Raw genomic sequence first — 21,113 nt, 5'->3', positions numbered from 1 at the left:
CTTGTTAGTAGATTTCAATACATTACCGGATAACGCCAGAGTTTGGATATATCAATGCAACAGGTCTTTCACCCAAGAAGAACTTGTTTCGTTACAAACGGACTTGGATTCCTTTTTACAGGGGTGGACGGCGCATGGCAATGATCTAAACGCTGGTTATGAAATAAGATATAGACGTTTTATCGTCATTGCTTTAGATCAAAGTGCACAAAATGCCACAGGTTGTTCTATAGATGCCTCTGTACATTTTATACAGCAGCTGGAGAAAAAATATGATGTAATGTTACTTGATAAAATGAATGTGTCTTATAAGCAAGGTGAATTCATTGCCTATAAAAGTTTGCTTGATTTTAAAGCAATGGCCAAACAAAAAGCCATATCCAAGAATACCATAGTCTTCAATAATTTGGTAACCGATAAAGGTGAATACCAAGAGTTTTGGGAAGTGCCGGCTTCAGAAAGTTGGCATGCCCGTTTCTTATAGACGACTACTTTCATTTTCCTTTTGTTTATTGGGTTTTATCGATGAAATACAATAATTTAATTCTATTATAGTTATCTCATTACACATCGTACTATGCGCTTATTTTTAGTTATATTAACTGCTTGTTTTTATGGGTTTGTTGCCCATGCCCAAAATCCTTTGGTCACTGTAGACAGCCTTGCACAGCAACGTTGGGTAGAGGAGCAGTATGCCCAAATGAGTTTAGATCAAAAATTGGGTCAGTTGTTTATGGTAAGTGTTGCTTCAGATCAGAGCAAACAGTCAACCAATGCAATTAAAGATCTTATAGAAAAAGAGCATTTGGGAGGTGTCATTTTTTCTAAGGGCGGACCAGTTCGCCAAGCTAAACTAACCAATGAATATCAACGTGTTGCAAATATCCCATTGTTAATTGGGATGGATGCCGAGTGGGGTTTGTCCATGAGATTGGATTCTACATATGCTTTTCCATGGAATATGACTTTAGGAGCAATTCAGGACAGTACGATCGTGGAGAAAGTAGGGTATCAAATCGGTAAACATGCTAAAAGGCTTGGAGTCCATATTAATTTTGCTCCTGATCTGGATATTAATACTAATCCTGAAAATCCTATCATTGGAAACCGTTCGTTTGGTGAGGATCGTGATAATGTTGTCCAAAAAGGAATTGCTTTTATCAAAGGAATGGAGCGTGCAGGGATCTTGGCAAATGGAAAACATTTTCCCGGACACGGTGATACCGCTGTAGATTCTCACCATAATTTACCGGTAATACCTTTTAACAAAGACCGTTTGGATAGTCTAGAACTTTATCCATTTAAAAAGGTAATAGCCTCAGGATTAAGTAGTATAATGGTGGCACACCTTGAGGTTCCTGCCTTGGAGCTGAAAAAGGGTATGCCCTCCTCTATATCTGAACAGATTATCTCGGGACTATTGAAAGAGGATTTGGGGTATGAAGGACTGATATTTACAGATGCCCTTAATATGAAAGGTGTTTCTACCCAAGGTGCGGATGGTGAGGTAGAATTAAAAGCTTTTATGGCCGGTAACGATATGTTGTTAATGCCGGAAAATATTGTAAGTGCCAAGAAGAAATTAACCAATGCTTATCAAAAAGGGAGGTTAACTGAACAACGTTTGGCATATTCGGTCAAAAAAATTCTTATGGCTAAATATAAGGCCGGTCTACAAAATTACAGGCCCGTGATCATAGATCGGCTATATGAGGATTTGAACAGCCTGGAGAACGATATCATTTATGAAGAAGCTATAGAAAATGCCATTACCGTGGTAAAGAATAATATGGACCTTGTGGCCATTAAAAATTTGAACAATAAAAAAATAGCTTACGTAAAATCTGGCGATGCGGAAAACGAGGCTTTTTTAAAAGCCCTCCAAAAATTTACAGAAGTAACGGTAGTTGAGGCAAATGACATTAATCAGTTAAAAATAAAACTAAAGGAATTTAATCTGGTTATCGTAGGCCACCATAAAAGCAATGAAAGCCCATGGAAATCATACAAATTTTCGGATAAGGAATTACGGGACTTACAGGAGATAGCCAATGAACGGACCTCTAATTTAATTTTATGTGTATTTGCAAAACCATATGCACTTTCGGCTATTGCAAATTTAGCAAGTGTAGATGCCGTTGTCATGGCGTATCAAAATAGTGATATAGCTCAGGAGAAAACAGCTGAAGTGTTGTTTGGGGCGGTTGGTGCATCCGGTAAATTGCCGGTTTCGTCACATAGGGAGTTTCCGGTCAATACAGGTATTAAGACCGCATCTCTGAGTAGGCTAGGGTATAGCTTGCCGGAAAGGGTAGGGTTAAGTTCCAAAGGATTGGCCAATATAGACCGTATGGTCCAGGGTGGTTTGGATAGTTTGATGTTCCCGGGTGCGCAAATATTGGTAGCCAGAAAAGGAAAGGTCGTCTATCAAAAAAGTTTTGGTAAACCTACTTATGATAGTAAAGAAAATATTACCAATGAACATATATATGATCTAGCTTCATTGACCAAGATACTTGCAACATTGCCCATGGTCATGAAAATGGAAGAAGAGGGAGCTATTGAACTTAATGATACTTTTGAGGAATTAGTCCCCAACTATTCTGATACGGAAATAAAGAACGTAACCGTTCTGAAAGCTCTTTCCCATTATGGACGTTTGCCCGCTTGGATCGCATTTTATATCGATACCTTGGACAAGGATAGGAAACCTTCCTCTGAATTTTATAGAACGGAACCTATGCCGGGTTTTTCTACAAAAGTATACGACCAGCTATATTTGACAGATGCTTATCAAGACAGTATATATAATAGAATTGGGAGACAAGACCTTAAGCCCAACAGATATCGCTATAGTGATGTTCCCTATTATGTCATGAAAAAAGTAATAGAAAAGAACTATAGCCAACCATTAAATTTTTTAACGCAAAATTTTCTTTACGGCCGCCTAGGGGCAAACAAAACAACGTACAATCCTTTGGATAAGTTTAATAAGCAAGCCATTGTCCCTTCAGAGGAGGATAATTACTATAGGTACGGAACTGTGCAAGGCTATGTTCATGATATGGGAGCAGCCATGCAAGGTGGGGTTGGTGGTCATGCCGGGCTATTTAGCAATGCCAATGATGTGGCAAAAATTATGCAGATGTATTTACAAGATGGTTATTATGGGGGTGTCAAGTTTTTTGATTCCCGGACCGTTAAAAAATTCAATACCTGTTATTTTTGCGATAAAAACGTGCGTAGGGGAGTAGGTTTTGACAAACCGCAGTTAGAGCATAGCGGCCCAACATGTGGCTGTGTTTCCAGAAAAAGCTTTGGACATAGCGGTTTTACGGGTACTTACACATGGGCCGATCCAGAGGAGGAAATTGTGTATGTTTTTTTATCGAACAGAACGTATCCGTCTGCTTCCAATACCCTTTTAGTTAAATCTGGGTTAAGAACTAGAATTCAACAAGTTATTTACGACTCAATTTTAAATTAAAAAGGTAATTTTGCTATGATGAAAATAGCAATAGTATGTTACCCTACCTTTGGCGGTAGTGGCGTTGTAGCAACAGAATTAGGAATTGCCCTGGCCAATAGGGGACATGAAGTCCATTTTGTTACCTATAAACAACCCGTTCGTTTAGAATTATTGAACAATAGGATTTTCTTTCATGAGGTCCATGTACCGGAGTATCCTTTATTTCATTACCAGCCCTATGAGTTGGCGCTATCAAGTAAACTGGTAGATACTATTAAATTACATAAAATAGACTTGTTGCATGTGCATTATGCCATTCCGCATGCTTATGCGGGCTATATGGCTAAAAAGATGTTAGAAGAAGAAGGTATTTATGTGCCTATGATTACGACCTTACATGGTACGGATATTACCTTGGTAGGCAAGCATCCTTTTTATAAACCTGCCGTAACCTTTAGTATTAATCAGTCTGATGTTGTAACCTCCGTATCTGAAAGTCTAAAGAAAGGCACTTTGGAAATTTTTGATATTAAGGGTGAAATTGAAGTGATTCCTAATTTTATAGACACTAAAAAATACAGTACTTCCTTTACCGATTGTCAACGGTCAAATATGGCCAATGATGATGAACGTATTATTACCCATATCAGTAATTTTAGAAAAGTTAAAAGAATTGCAGACGTAGTAAAGGTATTTAGCAAGATTCAACTATCCATACCTGCTAAATTGATTATGGTAGGTGAAGGGCCGGAAAAAGAGGGAGCGGAACGTTTATGTGAAGATCTGGGCATTGCGGAGAAGGTTATATTCCTTGGCAATAGCAATGAGATAGATAAAATTTTATGTTTTTCGGATTTGTTTTTATTGCCTTCCGAAACAGAAAGTTTTGGTCTTGCGGCATTGGAGGCCATGGTCAATAAGGTGCCGGTAATTTCCAGTAATGCCGGTGGTATACCAGAAGTCAATAAAGATGGTGTAAGCGGTTTTCTTAGTGAGGTTGGTGATATTGAAGATATGGCCTCTAAGGCACTTACTATTTTAAGTGATGATGAAGTGTTGGAAAGATTTAAGAACAATGCGGTAAAAGAAGCCCATAAGTTCGATATTCAAAAAGTCTTGCCCTTATATGAGGAGGTATATCAAAGAGCTTATAAAGGACGGTTTAACAATGCTTAAATCTATATTGATTACCGGCAGTTTGGCTTTTTTCTTCTTGCTGTCCTGTAAAGGACAACAAAGTACTGCAAATACAGATTCAACAACCATGGAGATTTTGGTAAAGGATAATTATGGTGGGCATAACACAGAACAGTTTTTGGTCATCAAAGATCAAAGGTCGCTCTCTGAGTTTTTTGGAGTTTTCAATAGAACAAGAAAACCAGGACTGCCAATACCAAAAATTGATTTTAGTAAGGAGCTGGTTATCGTATGGAGCCCGGGGGAAGAAAATGTAAATTCCGGTTTAAAAATTAAATCACGTACAGGTAAAAATCTCATCTTGCGAAAGACAAAGTCTAAAAAGAATACGGAATTGACTGCAATAACCAGACCCGTAACCGTCTACAAACTCCCAATTCATGCGGAATCTGTTGTCATAGAATAAGATTTCACCGGTAAATTGCGGATTTTCAACATACTATCGATTTATAATGTTGTTCATAGTACTTCTATAAAGAATTCAATACTTTCTCTTAATTTTACACCTTAACCCAAATTAATTATGATGAAAACTTCAAAACTTTTAACTTTTTTGGTTTTACTAGGCTTTGGTTTTTCTGCCTTTGCCCAAGATGAATTACAAATTACTTCCAAGGATAGCATTGTTCAAAGTTCTTGGATTGTTGGTGTTGGTTTAAATGCCGTAGATGATTCAGGAAATGTGTTCGATGGTATTTTCAATGTTGGACAGGAATGGAATATTGTACCTTATCCTTCTCGCGTAAGCATTGGAAGATATTTTAAAAATGGTCTAGGGGTTGAAGCTATAGGATCGTATAACAAATATATGAAGGGGAATATTATAGATGGGGAGATTATTCTAGAAGATATACCTTATTATGCCTTTGATGGTAGGGTAACCTATGATATAAATAAAATTATTGGTCAGACCGGATGGTTTGACCCCTATATTGGAGTTGGTGTTGGTTATACCGATGCCAATAATGAGGGTAGGGGAACCTATAATGCCGTTGTTGGGTTTAGAACGTGGTTTTCTGACCGTTGGGGACTAGATTTTAACTCAACTGGTAAATGGGCCATGACGACCAGTAATGAGGTTACCAACCATATACAGCACGCCGCAGGTGTGGTTTACCAATTTGGTATTGAAAAAGGGCTTTCTAAACGCGGTGAGGAAAAATTGGCGCTTATGGCCGCTATTGAAAAAGAAAAGCAACGCCAAAGAGATTCTATCAATGAAGTCAATAGACTAAAGGAAGAGGCATTATTGGCAGCCCAATTGAAAAAGCAGAAAGAGGAAGATGCACTTGCCGCTGCGGAAAAGAAAAGATTAGACGAGCTTAATCGTAAGAAGCAGGCCATAAAGTCAAGAATAGAGCAATTGGGCAATGTTTATTTTGATTTGAACTCCTCATTTGTAAACAATGATTCCAAGAAGGTTTTAGATGCAATGGCGGAAATTTTTGAGGAAATACCGACTTTAAAATTAAAAGTTACATCTCATACAGACTCTAGAGGTACTTCTACATATAATGATTGGCTTTCAGAGCGTAGGGTCACTAGAACAAAGGAATATTTATTAAGTAAAGGTGTTGCACCTGAAAGAATAATGACAGAAGCTTTTGGAGAACAACGCTTGTTGAATGAATGTGATGACAATACATATTGTCCAGCAGAGAAACATGCGGTCAACAGAAGGTCAGAATTTGAGGTATTGGAATTTTAAAAATAATTAAAAAGAAAAACCCCGTTCATTATAAAATGTGCGGGGTTTTTTATTTTCAAAAATTGTAGTTTAATTAAGGGGCAAATAAATTTTTTAATACATTATTAAGCTACCGTAAATGTAAATATTGGTGAAGTTGATTCGTTACCGTTACTATCCTTGGTAACTACTTTCCAGTAATACACTTTACCTGAAGTAACTTCAATGGCATCAAATCTTGTTTCAAGAATATCTGCTGCAAAAATTTCTGGGTCATCTGTTTCCCCAAAATAAAGGTCATGGCCAATAATGTCATTATCCTCATCTTCCGATTGCCATATTAAATTAACCGCTGTACTCGTTTGGGATATTGTAGCGCCAGATACAGGTGAAATGGCTATGGCAGGTAATGGAATGGTAGATGCCACACCAGGGCCAGCATTATAAAAATTCCAGGTTTCACTGCTTGTGTTCAATTTACCTGTTACGAACCATGAGTAAACTACTCCACGATCTAAAATAATTGCCAATTCCTGCTCATTGCTATCGTATGTTTCTGTACTAGCGGCCAAGACATTGGTTAAATGAACGGTATACGGACTAGAATTATTTTCATCAAGCCATTTAAAAACTAATTCGCTCTGTGTGTCAGAGACTATGGTGCCCTCTGTACATTCCGAATCATTTTCTGGAAAGGTTAAAGCTATGGTCTGATCAGTGCCCAGTATATCCAGAACATCTAAATCTACTCCACAGGAAAAACAGGTAGCGATCAATAAAAAAAACAAGCTTTTTCTCATGACTTAATAAGCTTGAAAGATTTATCCAATTGTTCATTTTTTAATTTTAAAAAATAAACTCCCGTTACCAAATTACTTGTATTCAAGGTTATAATTTTTGATTCTACCAGATATGTTTCTACAGAAATCAATTGCCCCGCTTCAGTATATATTGCGATATCTATAGTGTCTGAAGTTAATGATTTCAAATCAATGTTTAGTACATCTTCTACCGGATTAGGATATATGAGAAACATATTTTCCAAAATAACGGTTTCTTCAAAAATACCTTGACATAATTGATTAGAGGTTACCTTGATTATATTGACATCTTCATATAACGGCAAATTAATTTCACTGTTGGTGGTTACCATGCTCTTACCATTTACTTCAACGGTATATTCATTACCACCCCGCATTTTAAGTGCTACACTATTGGTTATGTTATCAACATCTAATTGCACTTGTAACGGTTCTGGTTCTACAATTGTAAACTTAGAACAATTTAAATAATCTGGAAAATTAATGGATGTGATACATAAGTCATACGAACCATTTGCTAAATTGGATATGGTAAGTTCTTCTGAAAAAGGCAGAACTATTTCCTCTACCGGACCCGTAAGGGTGGCTATGAAATTATCTGTGTTTTTGGATTGTATCATTAAGGAACCGTTATTTAAATCTATACAGGTGGCCCCATTGGTAGTTATTCTAAATTGATCGTTGTCATAGTTGGAAAGCGAACATCCGTTTTCATCTACCGTTGCACCTGCCGGTGTATTTGGACATTGATCAACATCGTCATTAATACCATCATTATCTCCATCAAGCGGTGGTATTGGGCATCCATTAGAATCTACTGGTTCTCCTTCAGGGGTATCCGGACATCCATCATTGACATCTATTACACCATCATTATCACTATCTAAAGGAGTTTGAACGGTGCAGCCATTTTCATCCACTACATCTCCGGATGGAGTATTGGGGCAATCGTCGTTTGCATCATTTACACCATCATTATCACTATCTAATTGGTTTAATGAACATCCATTTTCATCTACCGTATTTCCTTCAGGGGTATTAGGACACGTATCTACATTATTGAACACCCCATCATTATCACTATCTAATTGACTAGAAGAACATCCATTGACATCCACAGCTTCACCATCTGGGGTATTTAAACATAAATCATCAATATTGGCAACCCCATCATTATCGTCGTCCAATTGGCTCTGGGAGCAACCATTGGCGTTTACGGTTTCTCCATTTGGTGTATTGGGGCAATTGTCATTTGCGTCTATGACACCATCGTTGTCCGTATCATTTGACGTTGTGCCCTGAACTATAATTTCCAAATTTTCCGTACAGCCTTGCTCGGTCTCGAAGGTATATGATCCGGAAAGTGCAGTGTTCATAGAGCCTAAATCATAATCCCCATTAACCGTGGTGCCATTTGGCAATAAAATGGTGAAGTTTACGCCATTTGGTAATATGCTTAAAAGTAATTCATCACCTTCATTGACCGTAATTGAATTGCTGCCACTATCAAACACTCCGTTTACCCTATATTCAGGTATTATACTATCTTCAGTACAAAAATTCTCACTCCAGATCGCAATATTGTTGGTACTTAAATTTCCGGCCGTGCCAAAATTTCCACCAACGATGAGCTCGGAGCCATTGTTGGTAAATGCCAAAGAATTTACCCTAACATCTACACCCACATCGGTATTGGGTCCTAATGCTTCCCACCCGTTTGCTGCACTCCATCTAGAGAGGTTGTTCACTATTTTGTCTACGTTTCCGTTGTCACTTGCAGTGTCAAAAGTTCCGCCTACATAAACATAGGAGCCATTGGATACAATAGCATTAACATTACCGCTTAAACCGTTACCAAGCGCTTCCCAAGATTGGTTGGTCTTATTGTACCTGGCAATTCTGTTGACCGTATTGCCACCAGCAATAGAAAAGTTTCCACCAACATATAAATAATTACCAGATGATTCGATTGCTTGCACAAATCCACTGGTACCTGTACCAAGAGCAGACCAGTTAGTGCCATTCCACTGGGCAATTCTTGCCGCAGAAACCCCACCGGCCGTGTCAAAATTACCACCAACGTATATCATATTGTTATCGTCAAATGTAATAGACCTAATTTCATTATTGGTTCCTGCAATACCTGTAGAAGCATCGACCAACGTACTCCAAACATTATTTTCCCATTTGGCAATATTGTTTGCGGTAAGTCCTCCAGCATCTGTAAAGGTACCGCCTGCATAAAGGGCACCTGTTGCATCTGTCTTTATTTTTAGGATAGGTCCATTGGTGCCCGTTCCTACCGCAGCCCAGGATGAACCGTTCCATCTGGCAATATTATTGGCGGATATTCCCCCTATTGTCGTAAAGTCACCAGCGGCATAAACCGTACCATCCGGTGCCACATCTATGGAGTAAATTATACCGTTACTACCATTTATGGATGCTTGCCATTCATCTGAAGCGTTAAGTACGGCCAGGTTATTAACACCAATTCCACCTGCTGTACTAAAATTACCTCCCACATATTTCATTTCCGCTGGGGATTCTGCAATTGTTTCCACTATGCCGTTTGTACCGGAGGTGATTGATTTCCATTCGCCAATACCATTAACCGGTGTGGTTACAGGTCCCGTAACCGTTTCCGTTAATTTATAAACTTTTACGCTGGATCCATAATCCGAAAAGTACAGTTCACCTGCTTCATCTTCTCCAAAACTGGATATGTATTGCCCACTGGTCTGGAACAACAATTCATTACTTGTACTCCCATTACTAGCATTATAACTTAGTGCCCAAACCCTTCCGGAAATATAATCGGCATAGATGTATTTATTTTGAAGACTTGCGCTTGTAAGTGAGCCATTATACACGTACCCTCCTGTTATTGAAACATCAGAGGCACTATGGTCGTAGAAAAATATAGGTTTAATATCTGGTGATGTGGATAAAGTGGTCGTTCTTCCATAACTTGGTTCTGAATTGGCCTCAAACTTGTTCCAACCATAATTGCCGCCACTCGTAATCAAATTTATCTCTTCATAGGAATTTTGACCAACATCCGCACCCCATAATCTGCCGTTATCATCAAATGAAAATTTCCATGTATTCCGTATACCCCATGCATAGAGTTCATCTAACCCTGATTGACCGACTCTTGGATTGTTAGAGGGTATCTCATAGCTACCATTGGGAGATTGGGTGTTGTTACCATCTATATCAACATCTATGCGCAATATTTTACCAAAAGCAGAATTTAAATTCTGGCTGTTTCCTTGTGGATCAGCGGCGCCACCACCATCGCCAACGGAAATATAAAGATAACCGTCAGGACCAAAAGCAATTTTACCTCCATTATGGTTAGAATCACCTTGATTTTTGGTGTACTGGGCAAGTACCAAACCTGAATTTGGATTAATTCTATTTGGGTTGGAGCTATCGACTTGATAGCGTGCTATGTTAATTCTATAATTGCTGGGACGGTCTATATAGTAAATATAGATATATCCGTTAGATGCATAATTTGGATGAAATGCAAGACCTAAAAGTCCTATTTCTTGACCAACACTATAAGTAACAATGGAACTGACATCTAAAAACGTGGATAGTTCGCCTGCGGATACATTGGCCCTGTTAGGGAACACTTTTATGATACCCGGCTGTTCCACAACAAATAAACGATTTGTACCATCGTTACTGTTCTGGATCTCTACCGGAAAATTAAAATTTAGATTGGTAAAAGCTTCTTGATAAGAAACATCTTGACATAAACAATGGCTGTGAAATAAAACAAATACCAATAAGACAAAAAAAGTATTTATAATTTTCATTTTATATCAATTGGGGGAAATAGATGACATATAAAATTCGCAAATAATTTTTATTTTAAATTACTTGCGCGAAAATACTAATTTAGGGAAAGTAAAATATGATTTAATTCATTTGATTTTGCTTTTATCGAAATAAAATTTAACCCAAAATAAAAGATTAATATTTAAAAGAAACTTTAAGAGTAGATAAGATATAAATTTAAAAATTTTGAAATGATTAGCATCTAAATAAATAAGTTTGAATATTTATAAAATCTTTTTTATAGTTAATATAATTAGTTTTAAATCATAGAAAAAATTCATTTTCTGAATGTATTCAAGATTTAAATTTAATTTTTTAGGCATTATGTTTTCAATGTAGAATTTCTCTGGGTTGGCTTGCCCTTTTAATAATTCATTCTCATTACTAAATTGAATAGAAGCAAGATCAGTAATTCCTGGTTTAACCGATAAAACTCTTAATTGTAATTTATCATATAAAGAAACGTATCGTCTAACTTCTGGTCTAGGACCAACTAAACTCATATCTCCTAAAAGCACATTAATTAACTGCGGTAATTCATCTAATTTATATTTGCGTAAAAAAGTTCCAGGCTTTGTTATTCTAGTATCGTTATTCCCAATTGTTATTAAACTTTTTTTATCCGATCCTGAAGCCATGGTTCTAAATTTTAATAATTTAAAATCATTATTATTCAATCCAACTCTTATTTGTTTATAAAAAATAGGTTCTGATGAATCTAATTTTATAAACACCGATATAATAATAAAAATAGGAAGAAGAAGTATTATCCCAATAAGGGCCATTAATATATCAAAAATACGTTTTAACATATTAAACTGTTTTTGAAACAGTGCTTATTACTTGTTCGTAACAATCAATGGTTGTCTTAATTATTAAGTCGATAGATTCATCCAATAATTGAGGATAAATAGGTAGGCTAATTTCACTCACATAATTATCATATGCTTTTGGATGATCTTTTATTAGATAACCTAATCCCTTAAAATAAGATAATAATGGAAGTGGAATGAAATGAACATTTACTGCTATTTGTTGTGCACTAATTAAACTAATAATATCATCTCGTTGGCTTTCATTTATGTTTTTAATTCGTAAAGGATATAAATGATACGAAGACTCTTTATTGTTACTAGACATAGGTGGTTCAATAGCCCAGTCTAATTTTTTGAATTCAGTATTATATTTTTGAAAAATGGACTTTCTTCTTTTTAATAATTCAGGGTATTCTTTTATTTGAGCAAGGCCTATAGCAGCGTTAACATCTGCCATGTTAATTTTCATTCCTAGTCCTGTAATATCGTATTTCCAATTACCTCCCTGAGATTTAGAAAAAGCATCTTTTGTTTGACAATTTAAAGTCATGGATCGAAGTTCTCCGTACAAATCTTCGTTGTTGAAGGGTTCAGGCATATTAATTATAATAGCTCCACCTTCTGCCGTAGTAATATTTTTTACCGCATGTAATGAGAAAATAGATATATCACAAAAGTGGCCAATACCTTTATTTTTATATACCGCACCCAAAGAATGAGCAGCATCGGAAATAAATAGAATACGCCCTAATTTTTTTTGAATTTCAGATGTAGGCTTAAAATGACTTATAACTTTCTCACTTGAAAGAAGTTGTTTTATAGCACTGTAATCACATGGATATCCTGCGAAATCAACAGACATTACTGCTTTAGTTCTAGGTGTTATAGCATTCTGTATCGCATCTATATTAATATTAAAATCATCGTGTACATCAACCATAACAGGTACTCCGCCAGCATGTATTACTGCAAGAGCTGTGGCACTGTAGGTATATGATGGTATTATAACTTCATCTCCTTTTTCTAATCCAAGCCAACGTAACATCATAATAGCACCAGATGTCCATGAATTGACACAAAGTACATTTGGCAAACCGACTAGTTTACCAATTTCGTGTTCTAATTCCTTGACCTTTGGGCCAGTCGTAATCCATCCAGATTTTAAGGAATCTACCACTTCTTTAATGACATTATCATTAATATATGGAGGAGAAAATGGAATCATAAATAATATTTAGGAATTTAATTACAATTATATCTAGTACAATTTATCAAAAACATACTTGAGAACAAATATAACGTGAGAATTACAATTTTCTTGTAAAATTATAATAAACTAGTTTAACTACTAAAATTTATGGTTTAATTCAATCAATTTAAGTCTAAATAAGTATTTTACTACATTTATTTTCAGTTAATTAGCATAGAAATTAACATCTGGTGATAAAACTATATTCTTTTTTTTATAGCATTAAAAATATAAAAACTAAAGAAATATGTCGATTTAAAGATTCCAAGTTTTTCCAAGTTGTAATATAGATACCAAACTCTTTTCGCAGCTTTAATTTTATTTGCAGAAATTGAATTTGTTCGAACCCTATATTTTGCTAAAACTTGATTAATTCCATATGCCTTAAATCCTTTTTTTAGTAATGTTATCCAAAGGTATGAATCTTTTCTTGTTCTAATATTTGTAAATCTAAATTCATTGCCTATTATTAGAGTATCAATCATTGAAGTAGACATACCTATAATTGTATTTTTCATATACCCGTAATAATCTATTTCCTCAACCGTTTGTATTATTTTATTTAATTGAGGCCCCCTTTCATCTATTAATTCATATGAAGTAAATGAAATAGGATAAGAGTTAGTTAGCATAAAATTTAATTGGATTTCTGATTATTTAAAATTTCGATCTTTGAATAAGTGCATCTATAATTGTTAGACCATCTGTATGGTTTATGGTATGCGTTCCCAATAAATCATTTGACCAATTTGGGTAAATAGAGTCAATATTTTTTTCTTCGTATTCATTTTCGTTAAGCACTGTTATTTCTTGGATTTTCAATCCATAACCATATCGTATAATACAGTTTTGAGCAGGTCTATATATTTTATTATCCTTAACGAAAATGTTGCCTGCTGATCTTGCACAACTAACATCAGAAACAATCGGGTTTTTTGGATGAGCTATCCATTTTTTATCGATAACATCATCGGTATAGTATAGGAATAGTTCTTCATGTGCTGAAGCACCTACCATTTCTTTTTTATTTGTAAAAATCCAATATTTCTCATTATGTTTGAAAAGAGTTGTATCTACAGCTTTTTCTCCTTCAAGTAGGACTTTTTTAAATTCCCATTTATAAGGAAAATCCACACATTTGTAAAGCTCTATCGTTTTATTACTACCAGTTTCAGGAATCATGTATAATTGGTCATTATCTTCAAATAAAAAAGGATAAGACATATGATAATCATTTTCAATAATAGATACGGGCTTTGAATATGTGCCATCTGAATATATTTCCATTACAGATATAAATCCCTTGTTCTGGTTTATCAACATTTCTTCAATAAAGATAAAACATTTTTCATTTTTATAATAAATGAAAGGATCAGCCCAAATACGATCTTTGGGAGGTGTAATTCTTGAATATTCCTGAGAATAATTTTGTGTTTGATAATTTTCAGAAAATTTAAATAGAAGTATCCATTGATTAAATCTAAAATGTTTGAAAATTTGATTTCTCACTATATTTTTTACAGTTAGAAATATGTGCTTAAATAACGAAAATAAGTATGGAATATCTTCGAGCTCATTTAATAATGACTCAGGTTCGAGATCATTTAAATTAGAAACAAAATTCTGACGGTCTTTGTAGAGGTTTTCAATTTGCCTTGGTATGAATAAACATGTTTTCCAAAAAACAGAATTTCTAGATTTATGAATACTAGATAAATCAACAAAAGATTTTGAGTTAATTAGTGTTTTACTGTGATTCTCAAAATCTACAATAAGCCTAGAATTGATAAAATCCTTTTTGAGTAAAACTTCATGTAATCCTGATAAGTTTGGATTTTTAGGTGTGTAATCTGAAAATGTAAGGTGCCATACTCCGTATTTAGATAAGTTTAGTGAATTTAATTCAGGTTTTGTCTTAGATAAATCTAATATGACATCGACTTCTTTATCAATAAGTTTATTTAACCTTTTTTTAGATTCTTCGCTTAAGAATGTTTCAGTGCTTGATATTTTAATTTCTTCATGTAATTTTATAGAATTAAAATTAATCTGATCAAAAGCATTTGGCTTTACCTTGAAAATTTTTTGGTCTAATTTTAAAAATGATTGATACCAAAAAGATTTCTTATAAAATGGATGATTTGTTTTGGTATTTGATTTATTTCGATTCAATCTAATCAACCATTTTACCTCGGCATAATAAGAACTTGTAAGAATAGAAATCATCTCTGATTGCCATCTATCTATTTTATTACCTTCTAATATTAAAGCAATTTTCAGTTTGGGTTGGTCCATTAAAATGGTTGGTTATTATGTTCATTTATATATTAAGATATATTTTTTTGCGATGCTCCAAAATCCTTCAAGAGGTTTTTGGTTATAATTTCGGCACTTATCGAAGTATGGTCATTTCTTAATTCAGGAACATTATAGTTATCTAGTCCCCAGCACCACTGCATGCTTCCAGTTGCAAATATTTTGCTTCCACATTCGCTATTGTATATGGTCATATTAGACTCATATTGGGCAGTCAATTTTAATTTTAAAAACCATATTAAAAATAATACGATAGCCGTGAGAAAGCCTATCAATGGTATGAATTCATTTATAATCATGCCAATAATGCTTGCAGTTGTTGCAATTATTAATAACACCAATATGCGTTGAAAATTGGTGATTTCCTTATTTAAATTTAAAATTCGGTTAATAAATCGAAATATTGGATTAGTTATTTTGCGAATCATATGGTTTACTATGAATTTGGAACCAGAATTCACTTTTCTACATTTGGTAGAGGCCAATATTGTAATGTTATCAGGTGAATCCTTGGAGACCCCATCAATTTCATACCCTAACAACCCTTTTAATCTTGTGCCTTTTTTTACTCCAGAATTTTTAAATATCCAATGGTTAGGGTTAGTTATTTTAATATCTCCAAGGACAGGGTCTGCAAAATACTGCACGCCAATTAGTTTGGCCTGAGAACCTTGTTCGGGTATGTCTTCAAAATTAATGGTAGATTTTTCAGATTGTATAGGGTCTAAGTGTTTTTCTTTATAACATACAATTATCCTGTTTTTTTGCTCAGTTAATTGGTTTTGTTCAAATCGTATTTGCCAATACATGGTGTTAGAAGAAAAGAAGGCTAAATTTGTGCCAGTATCACGTGCATCTGTTAGGTTTTTTCGCATTTCGTATGACCAGTATTCATCATGACCATTTGAAAGAAATATTTTACTATTAAGGTAGATATGAGGATTATCATGAATATCTATATTAGTGCAATATTTAACATTATAACCATTTTTTTCTAGCCATCTTACCATATTGTAGTCCCAACCTGCGCTGCTTATAGGATAATTATGAGTAGTTACTGGTCTGGTATTGGTCAAGAAATCGCCAGCGCCCATGCCATATGCCGCTTTCGGATTATTACTTTTAGCATAAGGTCTGTCGAAAGATACTTTTTGAGCTTTTGTGCCAGAAACCGCCCCCCAATTCTCTAAAGAACCGCTACCATGATTATAAAGACACTTGCCACCCCAATAGTTGTAAGCTTGATATGTGGTTACTGGTAGTTGAAAAAGAATATCCGCAGATGTCTCATCATCTCTTACTACAAATATTATATAGCTTTGTTTTTTGTATTCTTGTTCTTCCAGTTTAGCTAAATAAACACCCGATGTCCAATTTAAATCTGTTTCTAATTCATAAGGATGATTCCAGTCACAAGCTATTAAACCAGTGTGTTCTTGGGGTAAAGGTATAACTTGCTGAAAACCTTCAATAGTTATGGGCCTGATTACTTGTATAGCACCTGCACCAGCATACCAACCCATTCTATAAACACAAAGGGATAGATAAGCGGACTTGGTATTAATATAGAGTTTTATTGTTTCCCCTTTATTAATACTTGAATGAGAAGCGAACCCTTCAATTTCTCTATTTAAAGCGGGATTGGTTAATTGCCAATTCAAAATGAAGTGTTTTATTTGTTACTAAATAAATTGTTATACACCTAACAACGCAATTTATTAGTTTGAATTACACATTATGTATTAAAAAAAAATGGACTGGTAATTCTAAAAAAAAATAATAAACGTTTTAAAGGAATAAAATGCTAAGGTAGCCGTTATTTACATTGAAAAATCTATAAATATTACCTTTATTCCTAACAATTGAATTAAAATGAAAATAATCTATTTCTATCAATATTTCACTACACCAAAAGGTTCTTGGAGTACGAGGGTGTATGAATTCACAAAAAATTGGGTGGAAGAAGGCCACGAAGTTACTGTAGTAACGAGTATATATTCTAAGTCAGACTTACAAGCAACCAAACTAATCGAAAATCAATTAATTGATGGAATTAATTTAAAAATCATTAATGTTGTAATTGACAATAAACAACCTATTTGGAAACGGCTTTATACGTTTATAGTTTACATGAGTTTTTCTACGTATTATGCTTTAAAATTTAAATATGATATAATTATCTGTAGTTCTGGACCAATTACTGTTGGCTTTCCAGGGTTAATTGCAAAAATGTTTAAAAAAACTAATTTAATTTTTGAAGTTAGGGATTTATGGCCAGAGGCCCCAATTGAATTGGGGATTATAAAAAATAGATTTGTAGCTAAATTTTCGTACTGGTTTGAAAAGAAATGCTATCAAAAATCAAGTTTGGTGGTTGCTTTATCACCAGGTATGAGAGATAATATTCTAGAAAGATATCCAAAAACAAATGTAATATCAGTTACTAATTCTGCAAACATTGATTTGTTCTCTGAGCCTAAAAAACCATTAAGTTTAAAAGCGTTGACAAATAAAAAATTTGCTATTTATACTGGTAATATTGGGATGGTAAATAACTCTGAATTATTATTTAGAGCAGCTTTAAAGCTTAAAGAATTAGATAGAACAGATATTGTAATCGTTCTTATTGGTGATGGAAAATTAAAAGAAGATTTAAAAAGCAAATCTTCAAACCTTGAAAACATCTTATTTTTAGACTTAATGCCAAAAAATGAATTGGTTAATTATGTAAAAAATGCATTTACCTCTTTAATTCCTTTAAAGAATACTCCGATGTTGGCGACATCCTCTCCAAATAAATTGTTTGAAAGCATGGCAGCATCAGTCCCTGTGATACAAACAACCAATGGGTGGATTAAACAAATGTTACATGAAACCAGAACAGGTTTTACTGTTAGCCCAGATAATGAAGATGAGCTTGTTGAAAAATTGATTTATCTCGCTGACAATGAAATTGTGGTGAAAGAAATGGGAGATAAGGCATATGAATATGCCAAATACAATTTTGATAAAAATCAATTAGCCAAGAAAATGATTACCGCAATTGAGAATACATTTACTTCAAATTAATAGTTTCAACTTGTTTTTTTAGTAAAAAGGATTATCATTTAAATATATGTTTTTATCGATAATATTAAAAAGAAATAATCCTTAGTCGTAAGTTTGAATGTTTATTGAATAAATGCATAAGGAAATACTTAAATCATACATTAAAAAATATGAAAATATCTATAGTAGCAGGAGCAAGGCCCAATTTCATGAAAATTGCCCCAATAATCGACGCAATAAAAATAAAGCAAAATCAGGGATTAGATATTTCGTTTAGGCTAATCCACACCGGTCAGCATTATGATAAAAATTTAAGTGATACTTTTTTTCAAGAATTAGGAATTCCTTTACCAAATATTAATTTGGAAGTAAAAAGTGGTTCACAAGCCGAACAAACTGCGGCGATTATGATTGGCTTTGAAAAGGAACTTTTCAAATTTCCGGCTGATTTGGTATTAGTGGTCGGTGATGTAACCTCTACGATGGCTTGTTCAATTGTAGCAAAAAAAGAAGGTGTGAAAGTTGCCCATGTTGAGGCAGGCATTAGATCTGGTGATATGAGTATGCCTGAGGAGATAAATAGAATTGTTACAGATAGCTTGACAGATTTTTATTTTACGACATCGACGTATGCAAATGAGAATTTATTGAAGTTAGGTGTTGAGGAAGGTAAAATATTTTTTGTGGGTAATGTTATGATTGATACATTGCTAAATAACATTTCTAAATTTAATGAACCGCCAATATTTAATAGGCTTGGTCTAAATTCTCAAAAATATATTGTACTTACTTTACATAGGCCTAGCAACGTAGATGAAGAAAAGGTGTTTGCCGATCTTATGCAAAATATAAGTAGAATTGCAAAAGATTTTAAAATAATTTTTCCTGTACATCCTCGAACAAAAAAACTTTTAGAGGGGTTAAACTTAAATTTACCTAATGTACACTATATTGAACCTTTAGGCTATTTACAATTTAATTTCTTGGTCAAAAACTCCTTTTTAGTTATGACAGATTCAGGTGGTATCACGGAAGAAACTACTGTTATGGGAATACCTTGCTTAACTTTAAGAAATTCGACAGAAAGACCGGAAACTTGTGATTTTGGGACCAATATGTTGATAGGTAGTGATGTTGGTTTAATGGAAGAAGCAATCACGAAAATTGTAGCTGGGAAATGGCAAAAGGGTTCGGTTCCTGAATTATGGGATGGTAATGCTGCTATAAGAATCGTTGATGTACTAATAAAACTTTATAACATTAAACCTTAATTTTTAAGTATTAAAAACAATATAATATTGTAGAATTTAGGTTCATTGCCACAATGGTGAACCCTCAAGATATAACTAGGTGTAAATAGTTTCATGGTGCAAGTATTTAAAAATTTAAATAGATTATTTTTATATGTTTTGATATTTGCTGCATGTTTTGAATATTGGGATCCTTTTTATATTGCAAAAGATTTTTCTTTGGCTAGAATTGCTACAATTCCATATATATTATCAGTTCTTCCTTTTTTAAAACAATTCTTAAACTTTAAAAATTTACTATATTTTATATCTCCGCTGTTATTTTTAATTATTTCCGGAATTTTTTCATCGGTCTTTAATGATATATATGTTGTTGGTATAGCTGATGTGTTAAATTTTAGAATATTTCAATTAGTGTTGTTAATGATATTACTTACTGCGAATATGATTCTTTTTCCACATTTATTAAAGGGGGTCTTAAATGTATATATATTAGCAATGTTCACTATGGCTTTTTTATTTACATTATTTGGTGTTGGTGTTGAATATATTGATAAAAGACTCTTTCTTTTTGGTGAAAATGCAAACCAAACAGCAATGAAAACAGCATTAGCGTTATTATTATTAATTTCTATTTTAATTAAAAAAAAATTAAACTTTAAAAATATAATTCAATTTCTAATTCTAAGTTTACCTATTTTAAATCTTTTAATTTCAACAAATTCTAGAGGTGGATTATTAACATTTTTTATAGGTATCTTTTTGATTTTACTACTAATAAAGACTAATTGGTTAAGTAAGATTGGTTTATTTTTATTGGGCTTAGGGTTTTCTACCTATTTGTTTATTTATATCATGGACAATGATAAAGATTTCAAAGCAAGAATAGAAACTACAGTAAATAAAGGTGATACAGCAGGTCGCACACATCTTTGGGATTCTGCATATCGTATTATTGAAGATAATATGATGTTTGGTGTTGGTAATTCTGGTCTTTTACCTTCAATGAAAATATACAGTGGCATATATACCGAACCTCATAATGTTCTTTTAGAAGTTTGGCTTATTTATGGCTTTATTGGTTTTATTGCTTTTCTACTATTTTTATTTAGGATTATAAAACAATTACTTATTGTGTATAAGATAAAAGGAGAATTTATTCAATTGGTTCTATTTTTTGTGGTTTTATTAAATATGTTGAAATCGGGTGGGGCTATGACATTAATTTTCGCTTGGATATTTTTTGCCATTTTTATTTCGTCAATTTATTATGAGAATAATCCCAACTTAGACTTAAATGTTAAGAATTAAACTAATATGAAAGTTTTTTTAAAATTTCATATAATTCCAAGATTAAGAATTGTATATATATAAAACAATCAATTTTATAATTTCAAATTAAAAATCAA

General features: G+C 33.7%; 15 protein-coding genes. 8 read left to right on the top strand and 7 right to left on the bottom strand.

The annotated features are described in order from the left end of the window. The first annotated feature begins 1 nt into the window (after position 1). From CHB68_RS13970 to CHB68_RS13950, 5 genes are all read left to right on the top strand, one after another. Positions 2-484, top strand: a complete 483-nt coding sequence (locus CHB68_RS13970) for an ABC transporter ATPase (RefSeq protein WP_089261705.1) — start codon at positions 2-4, stop codon at positions 482-484. A 93-nt stretch (positions 485-577) separates the two neighbouring features. Continuing rightward, positions 578-3,487: a glycoside hydrolase family 3 N-terminal domain-containing protein gene (locus CHB68_RS13965; protein WP_089261703.1), complete on the top strand. Its 2,910-nt coding sequence runs from the start codon at positions 578-580 to the stop codon at positions 3,485-3,487. Between the two features lie 18 nt (positions 3,488-3,505). Continuing rightward, a complete protein-coding gene (gene bshA, locus CHB68_RS13960) occupies positions 3,506-4,645 on the top strand; it encodes an N-acetyl-alpha-D-glucosaminyl L-malate synthase BshA (protein WP_089261701.1) in 1,140 nt (379 codons plus the stop codon). Beyond that, positions 4,638-5,072 (top strand): hypothetical protein, encoded by a 435-nt coding sequence (locus tag CHB68_RS13955; RefSeq protein ID WP_089261699.1) that lies wholly within the window; start codon positions 4,638-4,640, stop codon positions 5,070-5,072. Before bshA ends, CHB68_RS13955 begins: the two co-directional genes overlap by 8 nt. Before the next feature lie 117 nt (positions 5,073-5,189). Further along, entirely contained in the window at positions 5,190-6,374 is a 1,185-nt protein-coding gene (locus CHB68_RS13950; protein WP_245838947.1) for an OmpA family protein, read from the top strand. A 104-nt stretch (positions 6,375-6,478) separates the two neighbouring features. On the opposite strand, the gene CHB68_RS13945 is transcribed toward CHB68_RS13950, so the two are convergent. The 7 genes from CHB68_RS13945 to CHB68_RS13915 all read right to left on the bottom strand — a co-directional run bounded on the left by CHB68_RS13945 (position 6,479) and on the right by CHB68_RS13915 (position 17,067). Further along, the gene (locus CHB68_RS13945) at positions 6,479-7,153 is read right to left on the bottom strand and encodes a fibronectin type III domain-containing protein (RefSeq protein WP_089261695.1); all 675 of its coding nucleotides are present in this window, start codon (positions 7,151-7,153) and stop codon (positions 6,479-6,481) included. Then, positions 7,150-11,004: a PQQ-dependent sugar dehydrogenase gene (locus CHB68_RS13940; RefSeq protein WP_089261693.1), complete on the bottom strand. Its 3,855-nt coding sequence runs from the start codon at positions 11,002-11,004 to the stop codon at positions 7,150-7,152. Before CHB68_RS13940 ends, CHB68_RS13945 begins: the two co-directional genes overlap by 4 nt. A 246-nt stretch (positions 11,005-11,250) precedes the next feature. Continuing rightward, on the bottom strand, positions 11,251-11,838 hold the full coding sequence (locus CHB68_RS13935) for a sugar transferase (RefSeq protein WP_089261691.1): 588 nt from the start codon (positions 11,836-11,838) through the stop codon (positions 11,251-11,253). A 1-nt stretch (position 11,839) separates the two neighbouring features. Continuing rightward, positions 11,840-13,066 carry a DegT/DnrJ/EryC1/StrS family aminotransferase gene (locus tag CHB68_RS13930; RefSeq protein ID WP_089261689.1) on the bottom strand — a complete coding sequence of 409 codons (1,227 nt, stop codon included), beginning with the start codon at positions 13,064-13,066 and terminating at the stop codon, positions 11,840-11,842. A 224-nt stretch (positions 13,067-13,290) separates the two neighbouring features. Then, positions 13,291-13,722: a hypothetical protein gene (locus CHB68_RS13925; RefSeq protein WP_089261687.1), complete on the bottom strand. Its 432-nt coding sequence runs from the start codon at positions 13,720-13,722 to the stop codon at positions 13,291-13,293. 25 nt (positions 13,723-13,747) lie between these two features. Continuing rightward, on the bottom strand, positions 13,748-15,385 hold the full coding sequence (locus tag CHB68_RS13920; RefSeq protein ID WP_089261685.1) for a glucosamine inositolphosphorylceramide transferase family protein: 1,638 nt from the start codon (positions 15,383-15,385) through the stop codon (positions 13,748-13,750). A 32-nt stretch (positions 15,386-15,417) separates the two neighbouring features. Beyond that, positions 15,418-17,067 carry a N,N-dimethylformamidase beta subunit family domain-containing protein gene (locus CHB68_RS13915; protein WP_089261683.1) on the bottom strand — a complete coding sequence of 550 codons (1,650 nt, stop codon included), beginning with the start codon at positions 17,065-17,067 and terminating at the stop codon, positions 15,418-15,420. Between the two features lie 211 nt (positions 17,068-17,278). On the opposite strand from CHB68_RS13915, the gene CHB68_RS13910 reads away from it, so the two are divergent. The 3 genes from CHB68_RS13910 to CHB68_RS13900 all read left to right on the top strand — a co-directional run bounded on the left by CHB68_RS13910 (position 17,279) and on the right by CHB68_RS13900 (position 21,015). Continuing rightward, positions 17,279-18,475, top strand: a complete 1,197-nt coding sequence (locus tag CHB68_RS13910) for a glycosyltransferase family 4 protein (protein WP_089261681.1) — start codon at positions 17,279-17,281, stop codon at positions 18,473-18,475. A gap of 149 nt (positions 18,476-18,624) precedes the next feature. Next, complete coding sequence (wecB, locus tag CHB68_RS13905; protein ID WP_089261679.1) at positions 18,625-19,725, top strand: non-hydrolyzing UDP-N-acetylglucosamine 2-epimerase; 1,101 nt, start codon at positions 18,625-18,627, stop codon at positions 19,723-19,725. 93 nt (positions 19,726-19,818) lie between these two features. Further along, positions 19,819-21,015, top strand: a complete 1,197-nt coding sequence (locus tag CHB68_RS13900) for an O-antigen ligase family protein (RefSeq protein ID WP_089261677.1) — start codon at positions 19,819-19,821, stop codon at positions 21,013-21,015. Positions 21,016-21,113: the final 98 nt, after the last annotated feature.

Origin of the sequence: Maribacter sedimenticola (genome assembly GCF_900188415.1) — a bacterium.
In the GTDB taxonomy this organism is placed as follows: Bacteria; Bacteroidota; Bacteroidia; order Flavobacteriales; family Flavobacteriaceae; genus Maribacter; species Maribacter sedimenticola.
Note: the sequence above shows the minus strand (reverse complement) of the source record. Positions and strands in the feature narration are given on the sequence as shown.

What these genes read in the sequence shown, in the direction of transcription:
- CHB68_RS13965 (WP_089261703.1), top strand. Translation starts at nt 578, where the DNA reads ATGCGCTTATTTTTAGTTATATTAACTGCTTGTTTTTATGGGTTTGTT.
- bshA (WP_089261701.1), top strand. Translation starts at nt 3,506, where the DNA reads ATGAAAATAGCAATAGTATGTTACCCTACCTTTGGCGGTAGTGGCGTT.
- CHB68_RS13955 (WP_089261699.1), top strand. Translation starts at nt 4,638, where the DNA reads ATGCTTAAATCTATATTGATTACCGGCAGTTTGGCTTTTTTCTTCTTG.
- CHB68_RS13950 (WP_245838947.1), top strand. Translation starts at nt 5,190, where the DNA reads ATGATGAAAACTTCAAAACTTTTAACTTTTTTGGTTTTACTAGGCTTT.
- CHB68_RS13945 (WP_089261695.1), bottom strand. Translation starts at nt 7,153, where the DNA reads ATGAGAAAAAGCTTGTTTTTTTTATTGATCGCTACCTGTTTTTCCTGT.
- CHB68_RS13940 (WP_089261693.1), bottom strand. Translation starts at nt 11,004, where the DNA reads ATGAAAATTATAAATACTTTTTTTGTCTTATTGGTATTTGTTTTATTT.
- CHB68_RS13935 (WP_089261691.1), bottom strand. Translation starts at nt 11,838, where the DNA reads ATGTTAAAACGTATTTTTGATATATTAATGGCCCTTATTGGGATAATA.
- CHB68_RS13930 (WP_089261689.1), bottom strand. Translation starts at nt 13,066, where the DNA reads ATGATTCCATTTTCTCCTCCATATATTAATGATAATGTCATTAAAGAA.
- CHB68_RS13925 (WP_089261687.1), bottom strand. Translation starts at nt 13,722, where the DNA reads ATGCTAACTAACTCTTATCCTATTTCATTTACTTCATATGAATTAATA.
- CHB68_RS13920 (WP_089261685.1), bottom strand. Translation starts at nt 15,385, where the DNA reads ATGGACCAACCCAAACTGAAAATTGCTTTAATATTAGAAGGTAATAAA.
- CHB68_RS13910 (WP_089261681.1), top strand. Translation starts at nt 17,279, where the DNA reads ATGAAAATAATCTATTTCTATCAATATTTCACTACACCAAAAGGTTCT.
- wecB (WP_089261679.1), top strand. Translation starts at nt 18,625, where the DNA reads ATGAAAATATCTATAGTAGCAGGAGCAAGGCCCAATTTCATGAAAATT.
- CHB68_RS13900 (WP_089261677.1), top strand. Translation starts at nt 19,819, where the DNA reads ATGGTGCAAGTATTTAAAAATTTAAATAGATTATTTTTATATGTTTTG.